At 53.2% G+C, this 20,346-nt stretch carries 25 protein-coding genes; 20 read left to right on the forward strand and 5 right to left on the reverse strand.

Going from position 1 to position 20,346, the window contains the following annotated elements:
• Window positions 1-7: 7 nt before the first annotated feature.
• The 15 genes from ACZ47M_RS09780 (at window position 8) to ACZ47M_RS09850 (ending at window position 12,423) form a co-directional block, all read left to right on the forward strand.
• Window positions 8-1,156, forward strand: a complete 1,149-nt coding sequence (locus ACZ47M_RS09780) for an NAD(P)/FAD-dependent oxidoreductase (RefSeq protein ID WP_315341385.1) — start codon at window positions 8-10, stop codon at window positions 1,154-1,156.
• A gap of 10 nt (window positions 1,157-1,166) precedes the next feature.
• The gene (locus ACZ47M_RS09785; protein ID WP_315341383.1) at window positions 1,167-1,589 is read left to right on the forward strand and encodes a helical membrane plugin domain-containing protein; all 423 of its coding nucleotides are present in this window, start codon (window positions 1,167-1,169) and stop codon (window positions 1,587-1,589) included.
• Between the two features lie 25 nt (window positions 1,590-1,614).
• Window positions 1,615-2,508: a ferrochelatase gene (hemH, locus tag ACZ47M_RS09790; RefSeq protein WP_315341381.1), complete on the forward strand. Its 894-nt coding sequence runs from the start codon at window positions 1,615-1,617 to the stop codon at window positions 2,506-2,508.
• Window positions 2,489-2,863, forward strand: coding sequence for a magnetosome magnetite crystal formation protein family (locus ACZ47M_RS09795; RefSeq protein ID WP_315341380.1), 375 nt, complete (start codon window positions 2,489-2,491; stop codon window positions 2,861-2,863). The genes hemH and ACZ47M_RS09795 overlap by 20 nt, the downstream gene beginning before the upstream one ends.
• Window positions 2,864-2,872: 9 nt before the next feature.
• A complete protein-coding gene (locus tag ACZ47M_RS09800; RefSeq protein ID WP_315341378.1) occupies window positions 2,873-3,844 on the forward strand; it encodes a DUF3887 domain-containing protein in 972 nt (323 codons plus the stop codon).
• Entirely contained in the window at window positions 3,828-4,748 is a 921-nt protein-coding gene (locus ACZ47M_RS09805) for a polyprenyl synthetase family protein (protein ID WP_315341376.1), read from the forward strand. The genes ACZ47M_RS09800 and ACZ47M_RS09805 overlap by 17 nt, the downstream gene beginning before the upstream one ends.
• A gap of 108 nt (window positions 4,749-4,856) precedes the next feature.
• Window positions 4,857-6,326: a hydrogenase 4 subunit D gene (locus ACZ47M_RS09810; protein WP_315341374.1), complete on the forward strand. Its 1,470-nt coding sequence runs from the start codon at window positions 4,857-4,859 to the stop codon at window positions 6,324-6,326.
• On the forward strand, window positions 6,326-8,203 hold the full coding sequence (locus ACZ47M_RS09815; protein ID WP_315341372.1) for a complex I subunit 5 family protein: 1,878 nt from the start codon (window positions 6,326-6,328) through the stop codon (window positions 8,201-8,203). The genes ACZ47M_RS09810 and ACZ47M_RS09815 overlap by 1 nt, the downstream gene beginning before the upstream one ends.
• Window positions 8,200-8,484: an MrpF/PhaF family protein gene (locus ACZ47M_RS09820; RefSeq protein WP_315341370.1), complete on the forward strand. Its 285-nt coding sequence runs from the start codon at window positions 8,200-8,202 to the stop codon at window positions 8,482-8,484. The genes ACZ47M_RS09815 and ACZ47M_RS09820 overlap by 4 nt, the downstream gene beginning before the upstream one ends.
• On the forward strand, window positions 8,481-8,936 hold the full coding sequence (gene mnhG / locus ACZ47M_RS09825; protein ID WP_315341368.1) for a monovalent cation/H(+) antiporter subunit G: 456 nt from the start codon (window positions 8,481-8,483) through the stop codon (window positions 8,934-8,936). The genes ACZ47M_RS09820 and mnhG overlap by 4 nt, the downstream gene beginning before the upstream one ends.
• Window positions 8,933-9,190 carry a hydrogenase subunit MbhD domain-containing protein gene (locus tag ACZ47M_RS09830; RefSeq protein ID WP_014121710.1) on the forward strand — a complete coding sequence of 86 codons (258 nt, stop codon included), beginning with the start codon at window positions 8,933-8,935 and terminating at the stop codon, window positions 9,188-9,190. The genes mnhG and ACZ47M_RS09830 overlap by 4 nt, the downstream gene beginning before the upstream one ends.
• Window positions 9,187-9,954: a Na(+)/H(+) antiporter subunit B gene (locus tag ACZ47M_RS09835; RefSeq protein WP_315341353.1), complete on the forward strand. Its 768-nt coding sequence runs from the start codon at window positions 9,187-9,189 to the stop codon at window positions 9,952-9,954. The genes ACZ47M_RS09830 and ACZ47M_RS09835 overlap by 4 nt, the downstream gene beginning before the upstream one ends.
• The gene (locus ACZ47M_RS09840) at window positions 9,947-10,333 is read left to right on the forward strand and encodes a sodium:proton antiporter (RefSeq protein WP_315341351.1); all 387 of its coding nucleotides are present in this window, start codon (window positions 9,947-9,949) and stop codon (window positions 10,331-10,333) included. The genes ACZ47M_RS09835 and ACZ47M_RS09840 overlap by 8 nt, the downstream gene beginning before the upstream one ends.
• On the forward strand, window positions 10,330-10,833 hold the full coding sequence (locus ACZ47M_RS09845) for a Na+/H+ antiporter subunit E (RefSeq protein ID WP_315341349.1): 504 nt from the start codon (window positions 10,330-10,332) through the stop codon (window positions 10,831-10,833). The genes ACZ47M_RS09840 and ACZ47M_RS09845 overlap by 4 nt, the downstream gene beginning before the upstream one ends.
• 9 nt (window positions 10,834-10,842) lie before the next feature.
• Complete coding sequence (locus tag ACZ47M_RS09850) at window positions 10,843-12,423, forward strand: proton-conducting transporter transmembrane domain-containing protein (RefSeq protein WP_315341346.1); 1,581 nt, start codon at window positions 10,843-10,845, stop codon at window positions 12,421-12,423.
• 12 nt (window positions 12,424-12,435) lie between these two features.
• Here the strand turns inward: ACZ47M_RS09850 and ACZ47M_RS09855 are convergent, their stop codons facing one another.
• The 3 genes from ACZ47M_RS09855 to ACZ47M_RS09865 all read right to left on the reverse strand — a co-directional run bounded on the left by ACZ47M_RS09855 (window position 12,436) and on the right by ACZ47M_RS09865 (window position 14,558).
• On the reverse strand, window positions 12,436-13,176 hold the full coding sequence (locus ACZ47M_RS09855) for a hypothetical protein (protein WP_315341344.1): 741 nt from the start codon (window positions 13,174-13,176) through the stop codon (window positions 12,436-12,438).
• A 78-nt stretch (window positions 13,177-13,254) separates the two neighbouring features.
• Window positions 13,255-13,866 carry a hypothetical protein gene (locus ACZ47M_RS09860; RefSeq protein WP_315341341.1) on the reverse strand — a complete coding sequence of 204 codons (612 nt, stop codon included), beginning with the start codon at window positions 13,864-13,866 and terminating at the stop codon, window positions 13,255-13,257.
• Between the two features lie 41 nt (window positions 13,867-13,907).
• Entirely contained in the window at window positions 13,908-14,558 is a 651-nt protein-coding gene (locus ACZ47M_RS09865; protein ID WP_315341338.1) for a peroxiredoxin, read from the reverse strand.
• 237 nt (window positions 14,559-14,795) lie between these two features.
• Between ACZ47M_RS09865 and ACZ47M_RS09870 the strand changes: the two genes are divergently transcribed.
• Together ACZ47M_RS09870 and ACZ47M_RS09875 are read left to right on the forward strand one after the other, a co-directional pair.
• Window positions 14,796-15,671 (forward strand): Mrp/NBP35 family ATP-binding protein, encoded by an 876-nt coding sequence (locus ACZ47M_RS09870; RefSeq protein WP_315341335.1) that lies wholly within the window; start codon window positions 14,796-14,798, stop codon window positions 15,669-15,671.
• Window positions 15,672-15,799: 128 nt separating this feature from the next.
• On the forward strand, window positions 15,800-16,849 hold the full coding sequence (locus ACZ47M_RS09875; protein ID WP_315341332.1) for a hypothetical protein: 1,050 nt from the start codon (window positions 15,800-15,802) through the stop codon (window positions 16,847-16,849).
• Here ACZ47M_RS09875 and ACZ47M_RS09880 read toward each other — a convergent pair.
• Window positions 16,846-17,574, reverse strand: a complete 729-nt coding sequence (locus ACZ47M_RS09880) for a DUF2110 family protein (RefSeq protein WP_315342170.1) — start codon at window positions 17,572-17,574, stop codon at window positions 16,846-16,848. The genes ACZ47M_RS09875 and ACZ47M_RS09880 overlap by 4 nt on opposite strands.
• 34 nt (window positions 17,575-17,608) lie before the next feature.
• Window positions 17,609-18,205, reverse strand: coding sequence for a transcription factor E (gene tfe / locus ACZ47M_RS09885; protein WP_315341330.1), 597 nt, complete (start codon window positions 18,203-18,205; stop codon window positions 17,609-17,611).
• A 179-nt stretch (window positions 18,206-18,384) separates the two neighbouring features.
• Between tfe and ACZ47M_RS09890 the strand changes: the two genes are divergently transcribed.
• The 3 genes from ACZ47M_RS09890 (at window position 18,385) to ACZ47M_RS09900 (ending at window position 20,344) form a co-directional block, all read left to right on the forward strand.
• Entirely contained in the window at window positions 18,385-18,927 is a 543-nt protein-coding gene (locus ACZ47M_RS09890) for a [protein ADP-ribosylglutamate] hydrolase (RefSeq protein WP_315341327.1), read from the forward strand.
• An 85-nt stretch (window positions 18,928-19,012) separates the two neighbouring features.
• Window positions 19,013-19,969 (forward strand): hypothetical protein, encoded by a 957-nt coding sequence (locus ACZ47M_RS09895; RefSeq protein ID WP_315341324.1) that lies wholly within the window; start codon window positions 19,013-19,015, stop codon window positions 19,967-19,969.
• 6 nt (window positions 19,970-19,975) lie between these two features.
• Entirely contained in the window at window positions 19,976-20,344 is a 369-nt protein-coding gene (locus ACZ47M_RS09900; RefSeq protein ID WP_315341322.1) for a hypothetical protein, read from the forward strand.
• Window positions 20,345-20,346: the final 2 nt, after the last annotated feature.

Consider the following 20,346-nt stretch of genomic DNA (forward strand, 5'->3'; position numbering starts at 1 on the left):
TGCAGGTATGACGAAGGTTTTAGTTTTGGGTGGTGGAACCGCCGGCCTTGTAGCGGGGAGATACATAACTACAGAGGCTAAGAGGCTTGGCATCGATGTGGACGTCACAATGGTTACCGCGAGCGAAAGGCACTACATGCCGCCGCTTTTCATGGAGGTGGCCCTCGGTTCGGCCTCAGCCGATGAGACCTGGGCTCCGATAAAGAACGCGGAAAAGGCATACGGCTTCAGGGTAGACATCGACAGGGTCACTGAGATAGACCCCTCCAACAGACAGGTTAAAACTGAAAGCGGAAAGACCTACGACTACGACTACCTGTTCCTGGGGTTGGGCGTCAAGTACGTCTGGGACAAGTACAAGGGGATGAAGGAATATGGCTACCACAACTACACCCTTGAGGGAGCGCTTGAGCTGCACGAGGCTTTGTCGAAGTTCAGGGGCGGAAAGATAGTCATCTACGCCCCAGAAGGCCCTCACCGCTGTGGGATATACCCCTACGAGATGAGTCTCAACTTAAGAATGTACTTCGAGCACCGCGGGATTGAAAACATTGAGATAACCGTCGTCCACCCCGACAAAAGGCCTGCCATAGCTCTTGGTCCCGACATTGTGAGGTTCTTCGAGAAGGAAATGGAGAAAGCCCGCGTTAACTTCATCCACAACGATGGCCACGTCGAGATAACGCCGAACAAGGTCGTAACCAAGAGCGCCGAGGTAGACTACGACCTGCTCATCAAGATTCCGCCGATAGCTATTCCCGATATAATGTCCTCCATGGCCGACGAAAAGGACCCGCGCTGGGCTAAGGTAGTCGGCCCGGACTTCCGCTACGCAGACTATGATGATGTCTACATCGTCAGCGAAGCCAGCATGCCGCCGCTCGGACTCCTCACCGCGGGAGTCCCGCTCCACAACGCTTCAATCGTCGCGGCGACCAGCATCCTCCACAGGATACACGGCGGCTACCCGGTCGCTGAATACGCCCCGACACTCTGCCTCGGTCACGGCTACAACACCGGTTTCTCAGGGAACTGCGAGTATGAGTGGGCAGGGGACAAGTACAAGCGCGAGTGCTACCTCCTCATCAAGAGCCCGCTCGTAAGGCTGATGAAGGACTCTTTCTACAGGGGTTGGCTTGACAGTTTGAGGCTGTGAGGTGGTTGAGATGAGCGAGCTTACCCTTACCCCCGAGGAGGTTGTTGCCATAAGGGAGCTGGCCGAGGTCGCCCTGGCCCTCAAGAAAGGAGGAACCCTCGGGTTGCTCAAGTCTATGACCGAGAACGGCGACAAGCTCCTTGAGACGATAGCGGAGGAAAAAGCCCTCCTCAGACTTTTGGGTGTCGGAAACGCCGCCCTCGAACCCGTTAGGGAGCTTGAAACTGCCGAAGTCAGGGAGATCAGCTGGAACACGGAGGAGCTTGTTAGGGCGCTCCTCAAGGCTTTGGCAAAGACCGACCCCAAGGAGGTGCCGAGGGTCGGCATGACCGCGGCGCTTGGCTACCTCCGCGATGAGGACGTGCAGAAGGGCTTGGGCTTCCTTCTAACCCTGGCGAAGAACCTTGGAGCGGCTTTGAACGGCAAGCTCTGACCCTTTCCTTTTTGGGGGTGGAACGTTGAGGGTTCTTTTTACCTATATGGGAGCACCAACGGGACCCGATGAAGTTGAGGACTTCCTATTCCGATTTCTCTATGACGTGAGGCACCACATAGGTCTCGACGTTCCGGGGGCTAAGGAGATAATCAGGGGCATGGCCAAGGCCCGAGCGAGACACGTCAGGGGCCACTACGGGGCAATCGGCGGCAAGAGTCCGCTCGTAGAGCACATTGAAGAGATAGCAAAGGCTGTGAGCGAGAGGACTGGCCACGAGATAAGGCTCGGCATGTGCTACTCTAGGCCACTCCTCGAGGAGCTTGACTGGGACTTCGATCTGGCCTTCCCCCTCTATCACGTTTACTCAGGCTCAACCACCGAGCGCTGTCTGATCAAGATAAGGGAGCTCTTCGGGGAGAAGCCCTACGTAAAGGAGTGGTGGAACAACGAGAAGTTCATCCGCTGGATCAGAAAGAATATCGAGAAGGGCCTGCAGGAGAGCGGCTTTGAAAACCCCTACGTCATCCTTAGCGTCCACAGCCTGCCAAGGAAGGTAGTCGAGAAAGGCGACCCCTACGAGAGAACCCATCGGAAGCTGGCGGAGAGGGTTATGGATGTCTTCGACCTGCCGTGGGAAATAGCATTCCAGAGTAAGTTCGGAAGAGGTAAATGGCTCGGCCCCGGGGTTCCTGAGGTTTTGAGTAGGCTCAAATCGGAGGGAGTCAAAGAGGTGCTCGTTTATCCTCTCAGCTTCATCGTGGAGAACGTCGAGACCCTCTACGAGCTCGATGTGGAGTACAGAGGTGTCGCCGATAAGCTCGGCCTGAAATATTACCGGGCCAAACTTAACCACCGAGATTCCCTCTTGACCGAGGCCATAGCGGAGGTGATCGAAAATGTCGGTTACAAAAACTGAAGGTGTTGGGACGAAGGGAACGGGGAGGGTTACTAATGCTTTCATAGCCTACATCTTCGGCTTCGTTGGGGGCGTGCCCCTGATACTGATGAAGGACACAGACGAGTTCACCAGGGTACACGCGGCTTACTCAAGTGTCATGGGCTTCTTCGCCTGGCTGGCGTTCATGGCCGTCTGGCACATGCCCGTTAACAGGGTTTACCCCAACTTCGGACCGGCCATGTACGTCGTTTACGCCTGGTTAATCTACGCCGCCTTCGGCATGTACACCTACCTGCGTGGCAGAACCTACAGGATACCGGTCATTGACAGGATGGCAAAAGGTCTAATAAGGGCTCTTTCCAATGCCGTGTGAGGGAGACTCATGAAAAACGCCGCCGTTACGGTAGTTTTATTCTCTCTGCTGTCCCTTTTTCTCAGCCCAGCATTGTCCACCCCACAGAGCGAGTTCATGGACTCTTTCATTGAAGCCATCAACACCGGTAACTACTCCGCGATAGAGCCCTACCTGAGCGGCGAACTCAGGGAACAGTTCACGGAGGACTACTTTGAACAGATAAGAGACTTCACGCTCGACAACTACGGGAAGCTGAAAGGTTACGAGCTGACCTCAAACTCGACAGGGGATGACCTCGAGAAGTTTGAGTATAGAATTTACTGCGAGAAAGGCTCGTTCCCAGTTCTCTTGGCTTATAATAACAGTGGGCTCGTTGGCATTGCCCTTGGAATAAGAGCGAGACCCAATCCTGCTGGAATGCTCCTCATGATTCTCGGCTCTCTGATATCCCTTGGGGCGCTCTATTCCTGGAGAAGGAAGCTTGAAACAGCGGAGCTCGTGATGGGGGCAGGGATCGCACTCGTTCTTGGTATAATCCTCCCGTTTTACTCGATCATCACGCTCGGAGTCAGCAGAACCGCCAGCGCTCTAACCGTGGCGCTCCTAACGGCCCTCACGGTTGAGGGTGCGAAGTACTACTTCTCAAAGAACAGGGACGGACTCTCCCTCGGCCTCGGCCTTGGCATTGGGCAGTACGTTCTTCTCTCCATAGGCACATTCGTCACCACCAACTTCATCCTTGAGCTCCCTGTTTCTTTCTCCGGAGGTCTATCGTATGTATTCCTCAGCGCTTTGGTGTTCACCGCCTTCCATGGGATAAGCGCGATGCTCTACTCACGGAGAAAGGTCTCACACTTCCTCCTCTTCACGGCCTTTGAGTTCCCAGCTCTGGCATTAACATCCCTCGGAATGCCGGCAGTCGGTATAGGGGTTATCACAGTCGCCGTTGTTGCTGGATTCGCCCTTAACGGAGGGATAAAACGTGGAATCGCTCGATGAGAGGCTTATCGAAGCACTTGAAGGAAGCGTCGAACTCGCGAAGAAGATAGGGGAGTACATGATACGGAGCGGCGGAAAGAGGATAAGGCCGAGAATAACTTTGGAGGTTTCAAAGGGCCTCGGCCTTGATGAGGAAGACGCCATTGACCTCGCATCGGCCGTTGAACTCATCCACACCGCCAGTCTTATCCATGATGACGTCATAGACCTGGCGGAAAAGCGGAGGAACAGCCCAACGGTGCCCATGCAGTGGGGGCCGGAGTTAGCCGTTCTCAGCGGTGACTTCCTCTTCGTGAGGGCACTCAGGATAATAGCCTCTAAGAGGGCTGAGACGGTTGACTACGTCGCCAGGGTGGTTGAAGAGATGGTGAAGGCCGAAATCCTGCAGGAGACCGTGAGAGGGAGCGTTCACCTTGACACAGAAACTTACTACAGGATAATCGACGGAAAAACTGGTAAGCTCTTCGGGGCCTCCTTTGCATTGCCCGCCCACTACATGGGGAAACCTTTCTGGGGGGAGCTTGACAAAGCAGGAACCCTCGTCGGCAGGGCGTTCCAGATAGTCGACGACGTTCTCGACTACTTCCCGGGAACCGGCAAGGACCGCTTCAAGGATTTACTCAACGGGAAAACGACTCTCCCGCTCATACTCTACTCGGAGCGCTACGGCTCGAGGTTTTTTGAAAAGGTTCTCAGGGAGCCAACGGAGGAAAACCTTCTCGACCTCTTTGAGAGGATGAGCAACGCAGGCGTCTTCAGGGAGGCCATTGAAACGGCAAGGGGCTTCCTGCGGGAGGCATGCGAGTCCATTGGTGCACTTCCCTTTGAATCCTCCCGAGTCATCTCGCTCGTCGATGAGTACTTCGAGGGGGTCTTTGAGAAGTTCGAAAAAATTAGCGGTTAGCCTATCGGGTTTCACATATTTGTGCATCCGTTAGAAGGACTTTCGAGAATCGTCGAAAAACTTTAAAAGTTGGATTAGACTAACCTAATAAGCTTGGGGGGCGGAGGGATGATAGGGCTTCTCGCTACGCTCACCTTCACTGTCCCACTGATTGGAGGTTTGCTCCTGTTCAAACTCGACGAGAGAAAGGCAGATGCGGTCATGTTGGGCTCGTTCATCGCAGCAATGCTCCTCCAGTTCGGCGTTTTAACCGAATACCTGCTCCAATACGATCACGAGACGGTTCATCTCGCCTACATAACCACAGAGAGACTGGGGGAGGCCTACGGCATTATAATTGACCCGATGAGCGTTTTAATAGGGACTGTTGTGGCCCTGGCCGGCTTCATCTTCATGTTCTACGGCATGGAGTACATGAGCGAGAGGAACGTAGGACACCCAGCCGGGAAGGGGCGCGGTCTCTTCTACGCCTGGATGACGCTCTTTGAGGGTGCAACACTCGGCTTCATTTACTCCTCCACGTTCCTCGGCCTGCTTATCTTCTTCGAGCTGATGGGCTTAGCCTGCTGGGGTGTGGTCAGTTACTACAACACCCCCGCGGGAAGGAGAGCAGGCTTCAAGGCCTTCATAATCCCGAACGTCGGGGCGATGATAGGCTTCTACACGGCCATAGGGATTGGAATAACTCAGCTCCACGATTTAAGCCTCTTCTCGCTCTCCCACATTTCCGATTCGGCGAAACCCTGGCTGTTTCTGGCTTTGCTCATAGCTGGTTACACGAAGAGCGCCCAGTTCCCGACCTACTCGTGGATTCCCGACGCGATGGAGGCCCCAACTCCCGCCAGCGCTTTCCTCCACGGCGCGGCGATGGTAGAGATGGGCGTTTATTTGGTCGCCAGGGTTCTTCAGTTCATCGGCCCTCTTCCGACTTGGATCTTCTACTTCATGGCGACAATGGTCTCGCTCACCCTGCTCATCCCCATACTCAACTACCCCGTTCAGAACGACGCCAAGAGGCTTTTGGCGTATTCAACTGTCGCTGAAGCCGGGATAATGTTCGTCGGTCTGACCTTTGCCACCTTAGGCCTCGAAGCGGGCCTCAAAGCGGCCATGTTCCAGCTCACCACCCACGCCTTCGTGAAGGGGTTAGCTTTCCTCACCGCTGGAACCTTCACCTACTCCCTCGGAACCCTTGACATGAGGAAGATCCGCGGCCTGAAGGACCTCCTCCCGATCAATGCCCTCGCCTGGAGCGTTGCCCTTCTCGGTCTTGCGGGCCTCCCGCCGATGGCCATAGCCTTCAGCAAGGCGGAGCTTTTAACAGGCTTGGACGCCCTCAAGGTAACTCCCCTCGCATGGCTCCCAGTGCTCATGGTCTTAGCTGATTCCGCGGTTTTCCTCTGGGTCGGCGTCAAGTGGATAACCTGGAACATCTTCGGGAGGAAGAGTGTCGAGAGAGCCAGTACTCACCCGATAATAACGGCCTCGCTGATAACGCTTATCGTTCTTGTCCTCGTCGTTCCCTACCTGACTTATCCCATCGTCCACGGGATAGGCTTCTTCGGGGGTGGGCACTGATGGAGCCGCTCACGATGCTCAACCTTGCCGTTGCCCTTCTCTTCATGGGCGCGCTCGTTGCCCTCTTCGGGGGCGGCAGGATAGCTTACTTCTTCACGTTCTCTGCATCCCTCTCCATCTTCCTCACCTCAAAAGCCGGCATTGACGGCTTTGAGGGCGAGATACTGCCCTTCCTGCCCACCAGCGTTAACGTTGACTCTCTCTCGGCTCTCTTCCTGATGGTTCTGGCTTTCCTCTCCTTTGCCCTCTCGCTCTACCTCCTCGACTACAAATTGGGCGGAGGTGAGCGCTACCTCGGTCTCTCCGTCAACATGGCCCTTCTCTCTGCCCTGCTCTTCCTCACCACAGACGACCTCGAGAGGCTCACCTTAGCCTATGAAATTTTCGCCGTCTTCACCTTTGTTCTAATTCTCACGTCGGAGATGAAAGACCCGAAAACCGCGGCGTGGAGGTATATTGTCTTAACCCAGCTCTTCGGCATAACCCCCCTTCTCACAGCGACCTCACTGGCTCACGCCGCTGGGGCTTTAACCCTTGAAGAGCTTAGAGAAAACTTCGCAAACCTCCCCCTCGGTCTCGGAGTTATGCATACCCTGTACCTCTCGGCTTTTCTCGTTAGGGCAGGTGTCTTCCCCTTCCACACCTGGGTCGTTAGAACCTACAGCTCGATCCCGAGTCCGTTAATCCCGGTCTTTATCATCGGTGAAGGCCTCGGTTTCTATGGCCTTCTCAGGATGACGGAGTTCGTCCTCCCTGCCTCGAGAACTGCGGGATACATTATAGCCACTCTCGGTGCAGTTTCGGCCTTTGCGACACTCTACTCCTTCCGGGAGATAAGGATGAAGCGCAAGTTCGCCCACCACAGCATAATGGACGTCGGAATCGCTTTCTTCGCTTTGGGAGCCTCAATGGTTCTCGGCGGAACCGCGGGGGCAATAATCCTCATTGGAGCGCTCCTTCATATCTCATACCAGGCCATTTACAAGAGCGCAATATTCTTCGGGCTGGGCGCGATAGAGCATTACGGCGAGGAACCCAACGTCTGCTCGATCAGAAAGCTCCTCAGAGGACACGTGATTTCGTTCCTGATATCACTCTCCGCCTTCTCGATGGCGGGCGTTCCTCCCTTGGCTGCCTTCGTCTCCAAGTGGCCCATCCTCGAGGGAATAGCCATGTCGGGGGACATCCTCCTCTGGCTCATGATGCTGACTGTGACCTTCCTCTCTCTCTTCCCGATGGCCTCGATACTCCAGATAAGGCGCCTCAACAGGGAGCTATGCAAGAGGGAGGTCGAGAGGGGGGAGATACCCCTCATGATAAGAACAGTCACGGGGGCAGTCGCGATAGCGGGCTTCGTAGTCTCCGTTTTCCCGCCCCTCCTTTATCCGTGGCTGGCCTCAGCCGTTAGGGGGATAAACGGCTCGGTTCCAGAGAGCCCCTTCGAGGTCTTCTTCACATCCCCTCCCTTTGTACTGGCGGTAGTTCTCCTCGTTGCCGCCCCAGTAGCCGGCTGGAGGGTTGGAAGGGTTCCGACGGACAGGGTCAGCGAGCTCCTCTTGATATTCTACAACGCGGGAGACATACTGAAGGAGGCCTTCGGATTTTTCCTCGACTGGTTCAGAAAAGCCTACATCCACTACGTTCTCCCGGTCATAAAAGTCATACCAAAGCACGAACTCCCCCTGGTGGAGGACGTTGATGATGCCTATGACTATCCACTGAGGCACCTCGACGAGGCCATGTTCATGCCGCTGATAAGGGCCATCGAGCGGCTCGCGCTCTGGGATAAAAGCAGAAACCCCGACATGAACGTTCTAATAAGCGGTTTTGCCATAGCAATGGCCCTCTTAATAGTCCTGCTGGGGGTGTTTGCATGAACTTTGAGAGCGCCTTCCTAAACGTCCTGTACTTTTCAGCCGTCATCTATGCCCTGGCCTTCGTCCTCTACGGGATAAGGGCAATCAAGGGGCCAACTACTGCTGACATCATCTTGGCTGTGGACTGCCTCTCATTCGACATGGCAGCCTTCATGGTGATTCTCGGCATCTACTTCAAGTCGGTAATGCTCGCCAGCGGCGCGATAATCTTGGCGCTCTGGGCCTTCATGCTGGACATCTACTACACCAAGTACGTCCTCTACGGGGAGGTGGAGGTATGATAGAGGAGATCATCTTCATCATCGGCTCAATTGCAATACTTCTCGGGGCGATATATGACCTTATAGCCGCGATAGGTCTCCTCCGCTTTCCGGATTTCTACATGAGGAGCCACGCCGCTACCGTCGGGACTATCGGTGGAGCCGTCCTGCCGGTGTTCGGTGCCGGATTTGTTGCCCTCGTCTATCACCCGCTCGGAGGGCAGAGGTTCTTCATGGCGGGAATAGCTTTCACAGTTGGAGTTCTCATACTCCTCATATCCCCGACCGGCTCACACTCGCTCGTCTCCGCTGTTTACTTTGGAAAGGTCGGCAAAAAGCCCCGGCTCGTGATTGATCAACTGGAGGAAGACCTGCCAAAGAGGAGCGACGTTGCGGAACTCGTCCGCGAGCACGAGACGGTTCCCGGGGAAGAGGAGGAGCCAAAGTTTTCCTTCAGGAGGGTCGGGAGATGATAGAGCTCCACCTCCTCATACTGGCAATAGTTGTTTCCTTTGGCTTTGTGTTCAGCTATCTGGCTATGAAGGAACACGACCTGCTTAAGGCCCTGGCTTTGAGCTCCGTCCAGTCCACTTTCTTTGCCTTAGGCTTTTACATCCTTGCCGCACCCGACATAGTTTTGGCATACCTGGCCATAGCCGTTGGAGCTTACACTGCACTCGTCATCCTCGCGATAAGCAAGACCGAGAGGTACGAGGTGGGAGAATGAAGCGGGATGCGATAGTTGCTGTTTCATTCCTCACAACCTTCCTTTTCATAGCCTATGCTGTAACGGCCAGAAACGTCCTCGGCCTTGGCGGGACTGAGCTCAGGCCGCTCGGCGAGTTCTATTTAAGCCACTCCTTCGCCCATGAGGGACTGACAAGCCACAGCCCTGAGGTAGTCACTGCCATAGTCTGGAACTACCGCGGCTTCGATACCCTCTTTGAAACCTTCGTGTTCTTCCTGGCCATAATGGGTGCCCTCAGCGTTCTCCGCCTTGATGGAGAGGAGCTCAAGCAGGTGAGGGAGCTTGAGGCAACGATACCCTACAGGAGGATGGACCTTATTGTTAGGGCAACTACCAAGCTGGTCGTGATAATGATCATCGCAATTTCCGCCTCGATAGCCCTCCATGGCCACCTAACTCCCGGCGGCGGCTTCCAGGGGGGTTCAGCTATGGCAGTAGCTTCGCTGCTCCTCTTCGCGGCCTTCAGCAAGTTCACGCTGGAAAGAAAGGGGCTCACGCTCAGACACACTATTTCGGCCTACTCCTTTGGTTTAGCTTTGATCCTGGCGACCGTTTTAGCCCCCCTCTTCCTCTACGGAGGTAAAATCCTCGAGATAAACCTCCTACCGGGGGAGACCGGACTCTTTAATCTCGACGTTGGCGAGTACCTCGCAGTGACCTTCGGCTTCCTCGCTGTGTTCCTTGTTTTGGGGATCCCGGAGTGGGTCTTCAAAAACGTCCTAAGGAGGGAGATGAATGATTGACTTTCTCCTGGCTTACATAACCATCACCCTCTTCGCCATGCTCCTCCTGGGAATCTACGGCGTAGCTACTCGCTCCAACCTAATCAAGAAAATCATCATGCTCAATATAGCTAACGACGCCATAAACATGCTGTTCGTCCTTATAGGCTACAGGATGACCTTTCCAGTCTTTCCCCCCATCTACGAGAGCCATCTAACCTTTGAGGAGTTCCTGAGCAGGGCAGTCGACCCGGTGCCGCAGGCGCTTGTTTTGACTGCGGTCGTCATAGGTATGGCCATGAACATACTCCTCACGACCTACGCAATACAGTTCTACCGTCTCCATGGAACAGTAGATGCAAGGGACATTGCTGAAATAGTGGGGGGTGAAGAATCATGAACCCGCTCAAGAGATTTTCTCCAGCTACTTTCGTTACAGTCTTGGCGGTTTACCTCTTCTACACGGGCTCAGTGGGCGAGTACGACCTTATAACAGGCTCGATGATAGCGTTAATCGTTTCCTTTCTCGCCGGCCACTGGCTGGTTAAGGACGATCTTAAGTTCTTCTCCCCAAGAAGATGGTTCTACGCGATAATCTACGGCCTCCGCTACTTCCTAATCGAAGAGACAAAGGCCCATATCGATGTCGCCAAAAGGGTCTTCACGCTCAAGGCCAACCCAGGCATAGTGAGGATCCCTCTTGAGGTGGAGAACGACTACGGAAAGGTGTTCGTTGCCAACTCGATAACAAACACCCCCGGAACGGTAGTGGTCGACATAAGTGACGACGGGAAGTGGCTATACGTCCACTGGATCGACGTTTCAACGCTCGACGAGGGGGAAGTGAAGGAGAAGGTTGTTTCTTACTTCGAGGACTACGCGAAGAAAATATTCAACTGAGGTGAGAGCATGGAGATAGGGATAGTTCCTGTCATACCGCTCGGCTTCGCGTTTTTCCTCCCCCTGCTTGGACACTCCGTGAAGTCCCGCAAAATTATCGAGCTCTACGCCCTCACAGCGTCACTTCTCACTGCCTACGCCTCCTGGGAGCTACTTCTCATGGTGTATTCATCGGAGGAACCGCTGGTGTACTTCACGGGCAACTGGCCGGCACCGGTAGGCATAACCCTCGAAGTTGATAGGCTCAGCTCTCTAATCATCTTCACTGCCTCTGTCCTCTTCGTCTTGGCCATAGTTTACAGCATCGGTTACATGGAGCGCGAAAATGGAGTCCACTACTATTACACCGCCCTCCTGGGCCTCGAAAGCGGAATCGTGGGCGCCTTAATGACCGGCGACGCCTTCAACATCTTCGTCATGTTCGAGGTCATCGGTGCCTCCTCCTACTTCCTCGTGGGTTTCATAAGAAGGGACGAAAAGGCTGTTGAAGCCGCCTTCAAGTACGGTATAGTGGGGGCCATAGCAACGAGCCTGTACTTCCTGGCAATGGGCTTTCTCTACTCCTCCTTCGGTACCCTTAACCTTGCTGACCTGAGCGCCAGGTTCCACGGGACACCCTTTCCGGTGACGGTGAAACCCTTCGGAGATCCAAAGCTGGCCCTCGCAGTGTTCTTCGCACTCACAATCTCCATGGTGGTCGTCAAGAGCGCCAACTTCCCGGGCCACTTCTGGCTCCCCGATGCACACCCGGCGGCCCCATCACCCGTTTCGGCCCTGCTCAGCGGTCTCGTGGTTGCAGTTCCCATCTACGTCCTCGCGAGGTATCTTTACACCGTTTTTCCACCGGAGGGGGAGATCAAGGGCCTCATCTCGGCCATCCTTCTGGTTTTAGGGGCGAGTTCCGCCTTTCTCGGTTCCACGATGATGCTTGTCCAGAGGGACATAAAGCGCCTCGTGGCTTATTCCACCATAATGCACACCGGTTACATGTTCATGGGCCTCGGGGTCCTCAGCTTCACTGGGCTCATGGCTGTTACCTACCACATCGTCAACCATGCCCTTGCCAAGGCCCTCCTCTTCCTGGCCGCCGGCTCCTTTATCCATGCCTCCGGGACGAAGGACTTCGAGAAAATGGCTGGCATAGGCCGGAGCATGCCCTTTACAACCTTCGCCTTTGTAGTAGCAACGCTGTCCCTTGTAGGAGTTCCGCCCCTGAATGCCTTCTTCAGTAAGATGCTGATATACGATGCCCTCGTGGAGAGGAGCCTTGCCCTCGGTGCTGTCGTCATAACCACGAGCGCGGTTGCAGCTTGGGCGTATTTCAAGGCTCTCCTCTACCTCTGGCGCGGAAAGCCGAGCGAAGGACACCACAATGGACACGAACATCATCACGAAGAACCACACGGACACGAGAACCCCTACATGGCGGCCGTTATGGTCGCTATGGCCCTCACCGTCATCGTCGTGGGCATTCTCTCGCCAATTCTGATAGATAAGCTTGCTATCCCAGCGGCGGCCCAGGCGATGGATTATCAGAGTTACATAGATGCCGTGAGAAAGCTGGCGGAGCCAGTTCTCTCACGTACATAATGTTTTCTCTTTTTACAAGAGAACGGCCAGGGTTATGGTGTAGAGTAACATCACGCTCCCAAAGACGCTCCAGCCGAGCCTTTTTATGTCATCTACTTTCGCAACGTAAGTGTTGTCCCTCAGGTTTCTGAGAAGCCTCACAGTCGGTTCTATCAGGGCTAAGACAAGGTAGGGGTTGTAGAGAACCACAAGGAACACCGGAAGCCAAGCTACCAGTGGGTACTTCCTCGGGAACTTTCTGAATGCAAGCCTTGTTTCAACATAAGCCGCTCCGATCGCCCCGTAATAAGCTAAGAGGAACCAGAATACAAAGACGTCACAGCTGAAAGGCCTGCCAGAAACTGCCGGGGCAAACAGAGCCGGCACCGCTGGAAAGAGATTGCCGAGGGCATAGGTGACCGGGTTCTTCCACCCTTTGGCTCTTGAGACCGCGAAGTGGAGCGCTAAGAGGACTGTAACGACGCCAAACGGGACTGCAAGTACGCGGGTTAAACCATCAATCCCCCACCAGTAAAGTGCTGGAAGGAAATAGACCAGCCCATTAATACTTAGGGCGAGGACCATACCCCTAAGCTTCCATGCCCGGTAGGAGTCAAAGGCGTAATCAAAGGTGAAGAAAGTTATCAGTGCAACGGTTATTCCAATGAACCAGCCCCTCCAGTCTGCGTGGGCCAAGAGCAACCCACCTATCATCGAGAGAACTATCGTCCCGCCTGCTCCTGGCTCCCTCGGAACCCTAAAAATCTTGCCCATTTAACCATCCCATCATTACGCTATGATTCCAGTTTAAATGGTTTACCGTTCAACTGTGCAAAGAGAGGAGAAAAGACTTCAAACGAAGGTTACGCTCCTGTCCCTGAGGGAGCGGTTGAGCAGGTCGGCGTGCTCCAGAGTAACCGGGTACTCAGCCATCTTTTCCAGCTTGATCTCATTGCCGTCGAGGATTACCTTGTTGACGTAGACCTTACCCTCGTCGAAGCCAACGGTGTAGACGAAGACGTCCTTCTTGCGCAGATACTCCCTGATCTTCTCGTCCTCCAAAGCTCTGGCAAGGCCGCCGGCGGCGAATATCCTGACGTGAACGAGGAACGCCCCGGGAACATCTTTCTCGGCGAACTGCCTGAGGGTCTCGACGAATACCTCCTTGGTCTCCTCTATCGGTGTCTCGCCGCCAAACTGGAGAACTGTAACCTGCGGAGCGAACGCCTTCACGCGCTCTGCTATCTCAGCCTCCTTACCCTTCTCAGCAAGGAAGTGGTAGGTGACCCCACCGCTGAGGGTCATGAAGGTCGCTTCGGTGGCTGTCGCTATGCTGGAGCAGATTATGTTCTTGCTGGCAACGACAGCAACCTTGTTGAGTCCAAGGTCGGCGAGGGCCTTTCCAACGAGCCTTCCAGTCAGGGCTCTAAGGTAAATCTCCTCCTCAAAAGTTGTCTTCGCCATCTCACTTCCCTCCTTTATCAGCTAAAATTAAAGAAGAAAGCTCACTCGAGCTTCTTGTGGCAGAACCACCAGTCGTAGCACTCGATCTCGCCCTTCGCCTTGGCCTCCTCGCGCTTCCTGATCTGCTCGACGCTGGCTGCTGGCGGGACTATGACCCTTTCACCGATCAGCTCGTTGTTGGGCCACTTGTGCGGAAGCGCAACGTCCTTCTCGGTGCTTACCTTGAGGGCCTTCACAAGGCGGAGTATCTCGTCCCAGTCCCTGCCGACCTCGGCCGGGTAGTAGACGATGGCCCTTATGATACCCTTGTCGTCAACGACGAAGACGGCCCTGGCAGTGTTCGTTGAACCGCTCGGTATCATGCCGAGCTTGTCCGCGAGCTCGCCGCGGTCGTCGGCGATAACCGGGAAGGTTATCTCTACTCCAAGGGTCTCCTTTATCCACTCCATCCACTTGAGGTGGCTGAAGACCTGGTCAACGCTCAGCCCTATGGGTTCGACGCCGAGCTCCCTGAACTGGTCGATCCTCTTCTGCATGGCGTAGAACTCCGTCGTGCAGACCGGGGTGAAGTCAGCCGGGTGGCTGAAGAGAACGAACCACTTGCCCTGCTTGGCAAAGTAGTCCGGGAGCCTTATCACCCCGTGGGTGGTCTTGACCTCAACTTCCGGGAACTTTTCTCCTATGACGACCATCTTCCATCACCCCTTCTTTTATGTGTTTTCCTCACTATAAACTTAGTGGGTTCGAATATATAAGCCTTTCGGTTTGACATCGCCCAAAATTGAGGATTTAAAAGAACTCGAAATAGCCCTTTGCCATAGAATCAAAGGGATCCCGGTCCTTTTAATACACACATATGGGTAAAATTGTCCGAATTTTGGACAAAGCTTTTAAAGTTCCAGCCCAATGGAAAGTGGAGGTGGTTTAAGATGGCCATCAAAGCTCCAACCCTAAACGTCGGTGGTCTCGGGGCCGATCCGCTCACCGAGAGGATAAACGAAAAGCAGCAGAAATGGAAGTACAAGGTGGCGGTTTTAAGTGGCAAGGGGGGAGTGGGTAAAAGCACCGTTGCGGTAAACCTGGCGGCGGCACTGGCAAAGAAAGGCTACTACGTTGGAATCCTTGATGCCGACATACACGGGCCGAACGTGGCAAAGATGCTCGGCGTTGACAGGGCCGAGGTCCTGGCCGAGGAGCTGGAAGACGGGAGGTTTGAAATGCTGCCCCCGATGACGGACTTCATGGGGCAGGTCACCCCGATAAAAGTCATGAGCATGGGCTTCCTCGTCCCGGAGGACCAGCCAATAATATGGCGTGGAAGCCTCGTCACGAAGGCCATAAAACAGCTCCTCGGGGACGTTAAGTGGGGTGAGCTGGACTTTATGATAATCGACTTCCCGCCCGGGACAGGCGACGAGATACTCACCGTCACCCAGAGCCTCCAGCTGGACGCGGCTATAATCGTCACCACCCCACAGGAGGTCGCCTTGCTCGACACCGGCAAGGCCCTCAACATGATGAAGAAGATGGAGGTTCCCTATATAGCGGTTGTCGAGAACATGAGCTATCTCATCTGTCCGCACTGCGGCAACGAGATAGACCTCTTCGGAAGGGGTGGGGGCAGGAAGCTTGCGGAGAAGGAAGGCGTTGAGTTCCTGGGTGAGATACCCATCGACCTCAAGGCAAGACAGGCAAGCGACGCCGGAATCCCGATAGTCCTCTACGGAGACACGATGGCGGCGAAGGCCTTCATGGAGCTTGCAGAAAAGCTCGTGAGGAAGCTTGAAGAGATGAGAGGGAAGTAAACTTTTAAAATTCCCCCGTTAGTACTTTTAGCGCGGCTCAGACCGGCGGGCGCCGACGCGATGGGGCCGCGCTGGACCAGGCTATTTTCAATAACTTTTTTAACCTTCCCGCGAAGTTCAAGCCCGGTATGGGCCAAAAGGGACTTGTACTAATGCTGGCACTCATAACATTTACCGTCGTTTTGCTTAGCCTGAACTACGCAAATGTCCCAAAGGGTGCCGCTCTCTCGGATGCAAATGTAACGTTCAGCCACACTAACTTAATCCTGTTTGGGGGAATATACATCATAACCGCAGCAGCTTTCACCTACCACCTAGGACGTATGGGGGAGTATGCTGATGTTTTGTACGTCATGACTGTTTCTCTCCTGGCTATGTGGGCCCTGAACTCCAAGACACAGCCAACCTGGCTTCAGGAAGAGTTATCAAACCTGATCTACAGGCTGGGCCTCCACCTGAACCCCTCTCCAGAGGTTGTTCTCTATCTTTACTTTTACACCATCCTCCTCCTCGCTACAGCAACCTTCTACATAGCCCCCCGCCATTCGAGGGAGCTTGGGTTCCTCATATTCGGTATGACGTTCTCAATGCCGCTTTTCAGGGAATTCATGAACTCAACTGAACTCGTTGGAATAGCCGCGTTTTCGATAACGCTTGCACTCTCAAGCTCGTTCTTCTCGTATTCAGGCCCATTAAGGGCCGGTTTAGAAGGAGTTTTGCTGGCGATCTCTACGGTGATAGTTTTTTCCGTGAGGCCTATAGCAGTCCTAATTCCCGTGGCCCTCATCCTGACTTTCCCGAGAAAAAAGAGAAACTTCCTGTATCTGGCCCTCGCCCCCGCGGGGTTTTTGATGGTGCAGAAAAACGGACTGTGGTTGAGGCCAAAATTTGTCCCAGTCCCCCTCGAGGATGCCATAATTCAACTGCTCCTACCAACTCTGCTTTTTATATATCTCTTCATCGGAAAATCCAAAGCGATAAAAGCCGGGCTCAGAAACACAAGGGGCCCAACTCCGTTTTTGCTTTTCCTGACCGCAGTTTACGCTATTGGCTTCGTTTACGATAGAACGATTTTTCCATACCTGCTTCTCCTGATAAGCTCGGTACCAACAAGGATAATCTACCAGGTCAGAACCTTGGAAAAGGGAACAACAGGGGCAAGGACAGGGGTTTACTAGAACTTTATTGCCCCAAACGTCGCACCCCTGAGCTGCGGCCCTATCTCCTTGATTATTCCCGGGGCCTGCGTACCCTTTTTAAGGATAAGCAGGGTCTCCATAAGGCCCAGTTCTTCAAGTCTCTTAACGTCCCGCCCATGGCCCGTCTCCACAAGGGCTTTCTCGACGTTCTCGCTTATCGTTCCAACCACGAATATCTTGTCGTGCCCGTCTTCCAGCCACCCTTTAAAACGCTCCAGCCAGCTCTCCTCAAATGTCAGCTCAACTTCTCTTGCTCCGAACTCCACTCTAGAGACTCTAACCTTAACGGGAAGGTTGTCAACCCATCCAAACTCCCTTATCATCTGCCTAACCGGCTTCTCACCAAAGACGCCCTTGAGGTAGTAGAGGGGAAGGAGGGCATCCTTGGGCCCGGGCCTGAGGATTCCGACGTCAACGTAGGCACCGTAGCCTACTTTACCCAGATCAATAAAGCGGCCAGCGTAAACTTCTCCCTCTTTAATGGAGCTAAGGGAGTAAGGGATCTCACCGAATTCTTCCTTAACCAGGTTTGCGCTTACCTCTTCGTCTTCCCCGAAGAGAGAAACCTTGACCCAGTTCTTCAGGGTTGCTGACAGCTTCCACTCGACTTCCAGATCTCCCAGCAGTGCCTTGAGTTTTTTGTCAAGCTTCAAAAAACCGCTCCTGTCACCATAGATCTTCTCCGGAACGATAACCTCAACCATCTTCACCATCCCCGAAGTTCATTAAAAAGGCCATTCAAACTACCGCATCCGCCTCCTTTGAAGAGGCCTCAACCGATTTTTTCTTGCCTTTCTTTGACTCAGATTTCGGCTTTTTGTGGATACCCAGCTCTATTTCGAGCTCTTCAATACGCTTTTTGAGGTCCTCCACTATGGCAGTGTTGTTGTATTCCATCATAATGTCCCCACAGATCGGGCACTGGAACTGATACTCCATTGCCTCATCAAAAGTCATCCTTGGATGACCGGGTTTCCCGCACCAGAAATACATCTCACTGGTCTCCTGCTCGAGCATTTTTCTAAGTTCTTCAAGCTCTTTCATCTTCCTGTTTCTGATTATCTCATCAAGCCTCTTCGTCTCAAGGAACCAGTAGTAATAGTACCACCCAGTTTCCTTATCGCGGATGCGCTTAAAATCGGCCACCCCGACGTCATAGAGCTCGTAAAGTATCTTCCTAACGTTGTTCACCCTAATCCCGGTTAGCTCTGCCAGTTCCTCGTCGGTTACATCCTTCTTTTTCTGGAGGGCATTAACTACCTCAACGGCCTCCTCGCCCCCGACTTCCCTTGCGAGCTCAATGAGTTCCTTGCGCACGCTCTTTCTACTTGTCACGATGAAACCCTCCAGGCCTTAGTCGAGCAGCCATTAAGACTCCAATTAATTTCTATGTCTCAACAGCTATATATAGATTTTTGTCAAAACGACAACGCTGGTGTCTTATAGTGTTCATTGAGAGCGGGAAATCAACCTCGGGAAAATGAAATAAGTGGCCGGAACTACCTGGAAAAGGGATGACAATGCTCGAGATAGTTAGAGGAGACATAACGCGCTTCCCTGCGGAGGCCATAGTGAACGCGGCCAATAAGTACCTCGAACACGGCGGTGGCGTCGCATACGCAATAGCCAGGGCAGCGGCCGGAAACGTCCAGGAGTACATAAGGATAAGCAGGGAAGCCATGAAGGAACAGCTCGGGAAGGACTCCATAGAGCACGGCGAAGTCGTGGTGACTCCCGCCTTAAGGCTGGAAAGGTTTGGAATCAAGTACGTTATCCACACCGTCGGCCCCTACTGCGGTGGAGTCTGGAACGAGGACAAGAAGGAGAAGCTGAGAAAAGCCATCTTGGGGGCTCTAAAGAAGGCTGATGAACTGGGAGTCAGGAGCATAGCCTTTCCTGCTATAAGCGCCGGAATCTACGGCTGCCCGCTTGAGGAAGTCGTGAAGAAATTTAAAGAAACGGTCGAGGAGTTTGAGAGGGAAGCGAAGAGCGTGGAGAGGGTTTACCTCGTGCTGTACTCGGAGGGGGATTACAGGAGGGCATTAGAAGTTCCTTAAAATGTCTGTATTTTCATTCTCAAGTTTTATGTTCAACTGTTGCTGATAGAAAATTATATATATAACGTCTAATACCTACTCAACGGTGATATCTTTGAGATTGACAAAACTCTTGGCTGGAGTGCTGGTGTTTATTTTTGTTTTTCCGGGGTTTGTTGATTCACGGCCGCAGGCTGAGGTGGATGGCTGGACGGTCATTGGTCTTTTCGTCAGGGAGCAGGTTGATATCGCTCGTGCCAAAGGGACCATCAACGATCCGTATTTTGCAGAGGGGCTTACTGATCTCGTTTTGAAGAGGTTTGATAGGCAACTTGATACTGAGCTCGCTGAACACGCCAAAAATCTCACACCCGCGCAGAGAGAAACCCTTAAACGGTTGCTGGTAAGCGATTATGTCTCCTACTTCTATCAGAAGAGCTTTTATCCTAAGAACAGCAAGGTGTTAGTCGTGAAGCCCATTAAAGTTGCCTCAGTTAAGGCCAACGGCAAAATCTATGACTATTACTATGCTCCGATGAGCTCTTCAATCCCCTATCCAATTCACTGGTGGGTTCAGGTTAACGTGGACATTACTGGGGGTAGCGGAGTAGATAGTGCAGGGTATTCGTACAATGTAAATGGCAACAATGATCTGTTCAAAATAGTTGTTAAATACACTTCCTCCGAGGTTACCTATGAGCTCCATTTCCATGATGAAGATCATCCAGATCCTTCACTTGATAAAATATATGACTCTATGCGTTGCTTTATCTACTCAGGAAGAGATAGCACGTATGGATGTGAGGATGTTGAGAGTATCAGAGTTGAAGATGGTAGCATAGTCTTTCCCTCAACTTTCAGTACCTATACTGAATGTGGTTATATCCTTTGCCACGAGGTTTCCCAAACGTATGCCACACCCTTTCCGACCCATGGATATGGCGTGAGAACGTACTCATCTTCTGTTGAAATTTACATAAGCAATACTTGGAATCATCTGATGGATACTATGGACACCAACCCAGATATGTCGAAAGTTTGGTATTATTCTTCATGGAGGTAGTGGATTATGAGGTACGTTTTCCGTCTCTTACTCTTTCTGAGGCTCGTCCTGAGGCTTTTAGCCTTTACGTACCCCCTGTTCCTCACGCTTATGTACAACTTCTGGGTCTTTGAGAGACTGCCAATGGTCCTTTGGATTGGCTATGTGGTTATCATGGCCCTTTGGGAGCTTGTCTCGGGAATTTTCGCGGACAGACCTTTGCCAATGACTCTCCTGAAGACTTACGCCGCCTTAGCCATCTTCCTTGAGTTCCCCTCCGTTCTTTTGAGTTCTCGCCTTTCCACTACCGTTGCCTCTCTCCCCTGGGTTTCGCTCTGGTATGGTTCTCTTATTGTCCTGGCGCTCCTGGCTGCACGGACTTTCAGACGTCGATGATT

The organism is Thermococcus waiotapuensis (assembly GCF_055384795.1).

What these genes read in the sequence shown, in the direction of transcription:
- ACZ47M_RS09780 (WP_315341385.1), top strand. Translation starts at nt 8, where the DNA reads ATGACGAAGGTTTTAGTTTTGGGTGGTGGAACCGCCGGCCTTGTAGCG.
- ACZ47M_RS09785 (WP_315341383.1), top strand. Translation starts at nt 1,167, where the DNA reads ATGAGCGAGCTTACCCTTACCCCCGAGGAGGTTGTTGCCATAAGGGAG.
- ACZ47M_RS09795 (WP_315341380.1), top strand. Translation starts at nt 2,489, where the DNA reads ATGTCGGTTACAAAAACTGAAGGTGTTGGGACGAAGGGAACGGGGAGG.
- ACZ47M_RS09800 (WP_315341378.1), top strand. Translation starts at nt 2,873, where the DNA reads ATGAAAAACGCCGCCGTTACGGTAGTTTTATTCTCTCTGCTGTCCCTT.
- ACZ47M_RS09810 (WP_315341374.1), top strand. Translation starts at nt 4,857, where the DNA reads ATGATAGGGCTTCTCGCTACGCTCACCTTCACTGTCCCACTGATTGGA.
- ACZ47M_RS09815 (WP_315341372.1), top strand. Translation starts at nt 6,326, where the DNA reads ATGGAGCCGCTCACGATGCTCAACCTTGCCGTTGCCCTTCTCTTCATG.
- ACZ47M_RS09820 (WP_315341370.1), top strand. Translation starts at nt 8,200, where the DNA reads ATGAACTTTGAGAGCGCCTTCCTAAACGTCCTGTACTTTTCAGCCGTC.
- mnhG (WP_315341368.1), top strand. Translation starts at nt 8,481, where the DNA reads ATGATAGAGGAGATCATCTTCATCATCGGCTCAATTGCAATACTTCTC.
- ACZ47M_RS09830 (WP_014121710.1), top strand. Translation starts at nt 8,933, where the DNA reads ATGATAGAGCTCCACCTCCTCATACTGGCAATAGTTGTTTCCTTTGGC.
- ACZ47M_RS09835 (WP_315341353.1), top strand. Translation starts at nt 9,187, where the DNA reads ATGAAGCGGGATGCGATAGTTGCTGTTTCATTCCTCACAACCTTCCTT.
- ACZ47M_RS09840 (WP_315341351.1), top strand. Translation starts at nt 9,947, where the DNA reads ATGATTGACTTTCTCCTGGCTTACATAACCATCACCCTCTTCGCCATG.
- ACZ47M_RS09845 (WP_315341349.1), top strand. Translation starts at nt 10,330, where the DNA reads ATGAACCCGCTCAAGAGATTTTCTCCAGCTACTTTCGTTACAGTCTTG.
- ACZ47M_RS09850 (WP_315341346.1), top strand. Translation starts at nt 10,843, where the DNA reads ATGGAGATAGGGATAGTTCCTGTCATACCGCTCGGCTTCGCGTTTTTC.
- ACZ47M_RS09855 (WP_315341344.1), bottom strand. Translation starts at nt 13,176, where the DNA reads ATGGGCAAGATTTTTAGGGTTCCGAGGGAGCCAGGAGCAGGCGGGACG.
- ACZ47M_RS09860 (WP_315341341.1), bottom strand. Translation starts at nt 13,866, where the DNA reads ATGGCGAAGACAACTTTTGAGGAGGAGATTTACCTTAGAGCCCTGACT.
- ACZ47M_RS09865 (WP_315341338.1), bottom strand. Translation starts at nt 14,558, where the DNA reads ATGGTCGTCATAGGAGAAAAGTTCCCGGAAGTTGAGGTCAAGACCACC.
- ACZ47M_RS09870 (WP_315341335.1), top strand. Translation starts at nt 14,796, where the DNA reads ATGGCCATCAAAGCTCCAACCCTAAACGTCGGTGGTCTCGGGGCCGAT.
- ACZ47M_RS09875 (WP_315341332.1), top strand. Translation starts at nt 15,800, where the DNA reads ATGGGCCAAAAGGGACTTGTACTAATGCTGGCACTCATAACATTTACC.
- ACZ47M_RS09880 (WP_315342170.1), bottom strand. Translation starts at nt 17,574, where the DNA reads ATGGTTGAGGTTATCGTTCCGGAGAAGATCTATGGTGACAGGAGCGGT.
- ACZ47M_RS09890 (WP_315341327.1), top strand. Translation starts at nt 18,385, where the DNA reads ATGACAATGCTCGAGATAGTTAGAGGAGACATAACGCGCTTCCCTGCG.
- ACZ47M_RS09900 (WP_315341322.1), top strand. Translation starts at nt 19,976, where the DNA reads ATGAGGTACGTTTTCCGTCTCTTACTCTTTCTGAGGCTCGTCCTGAGG.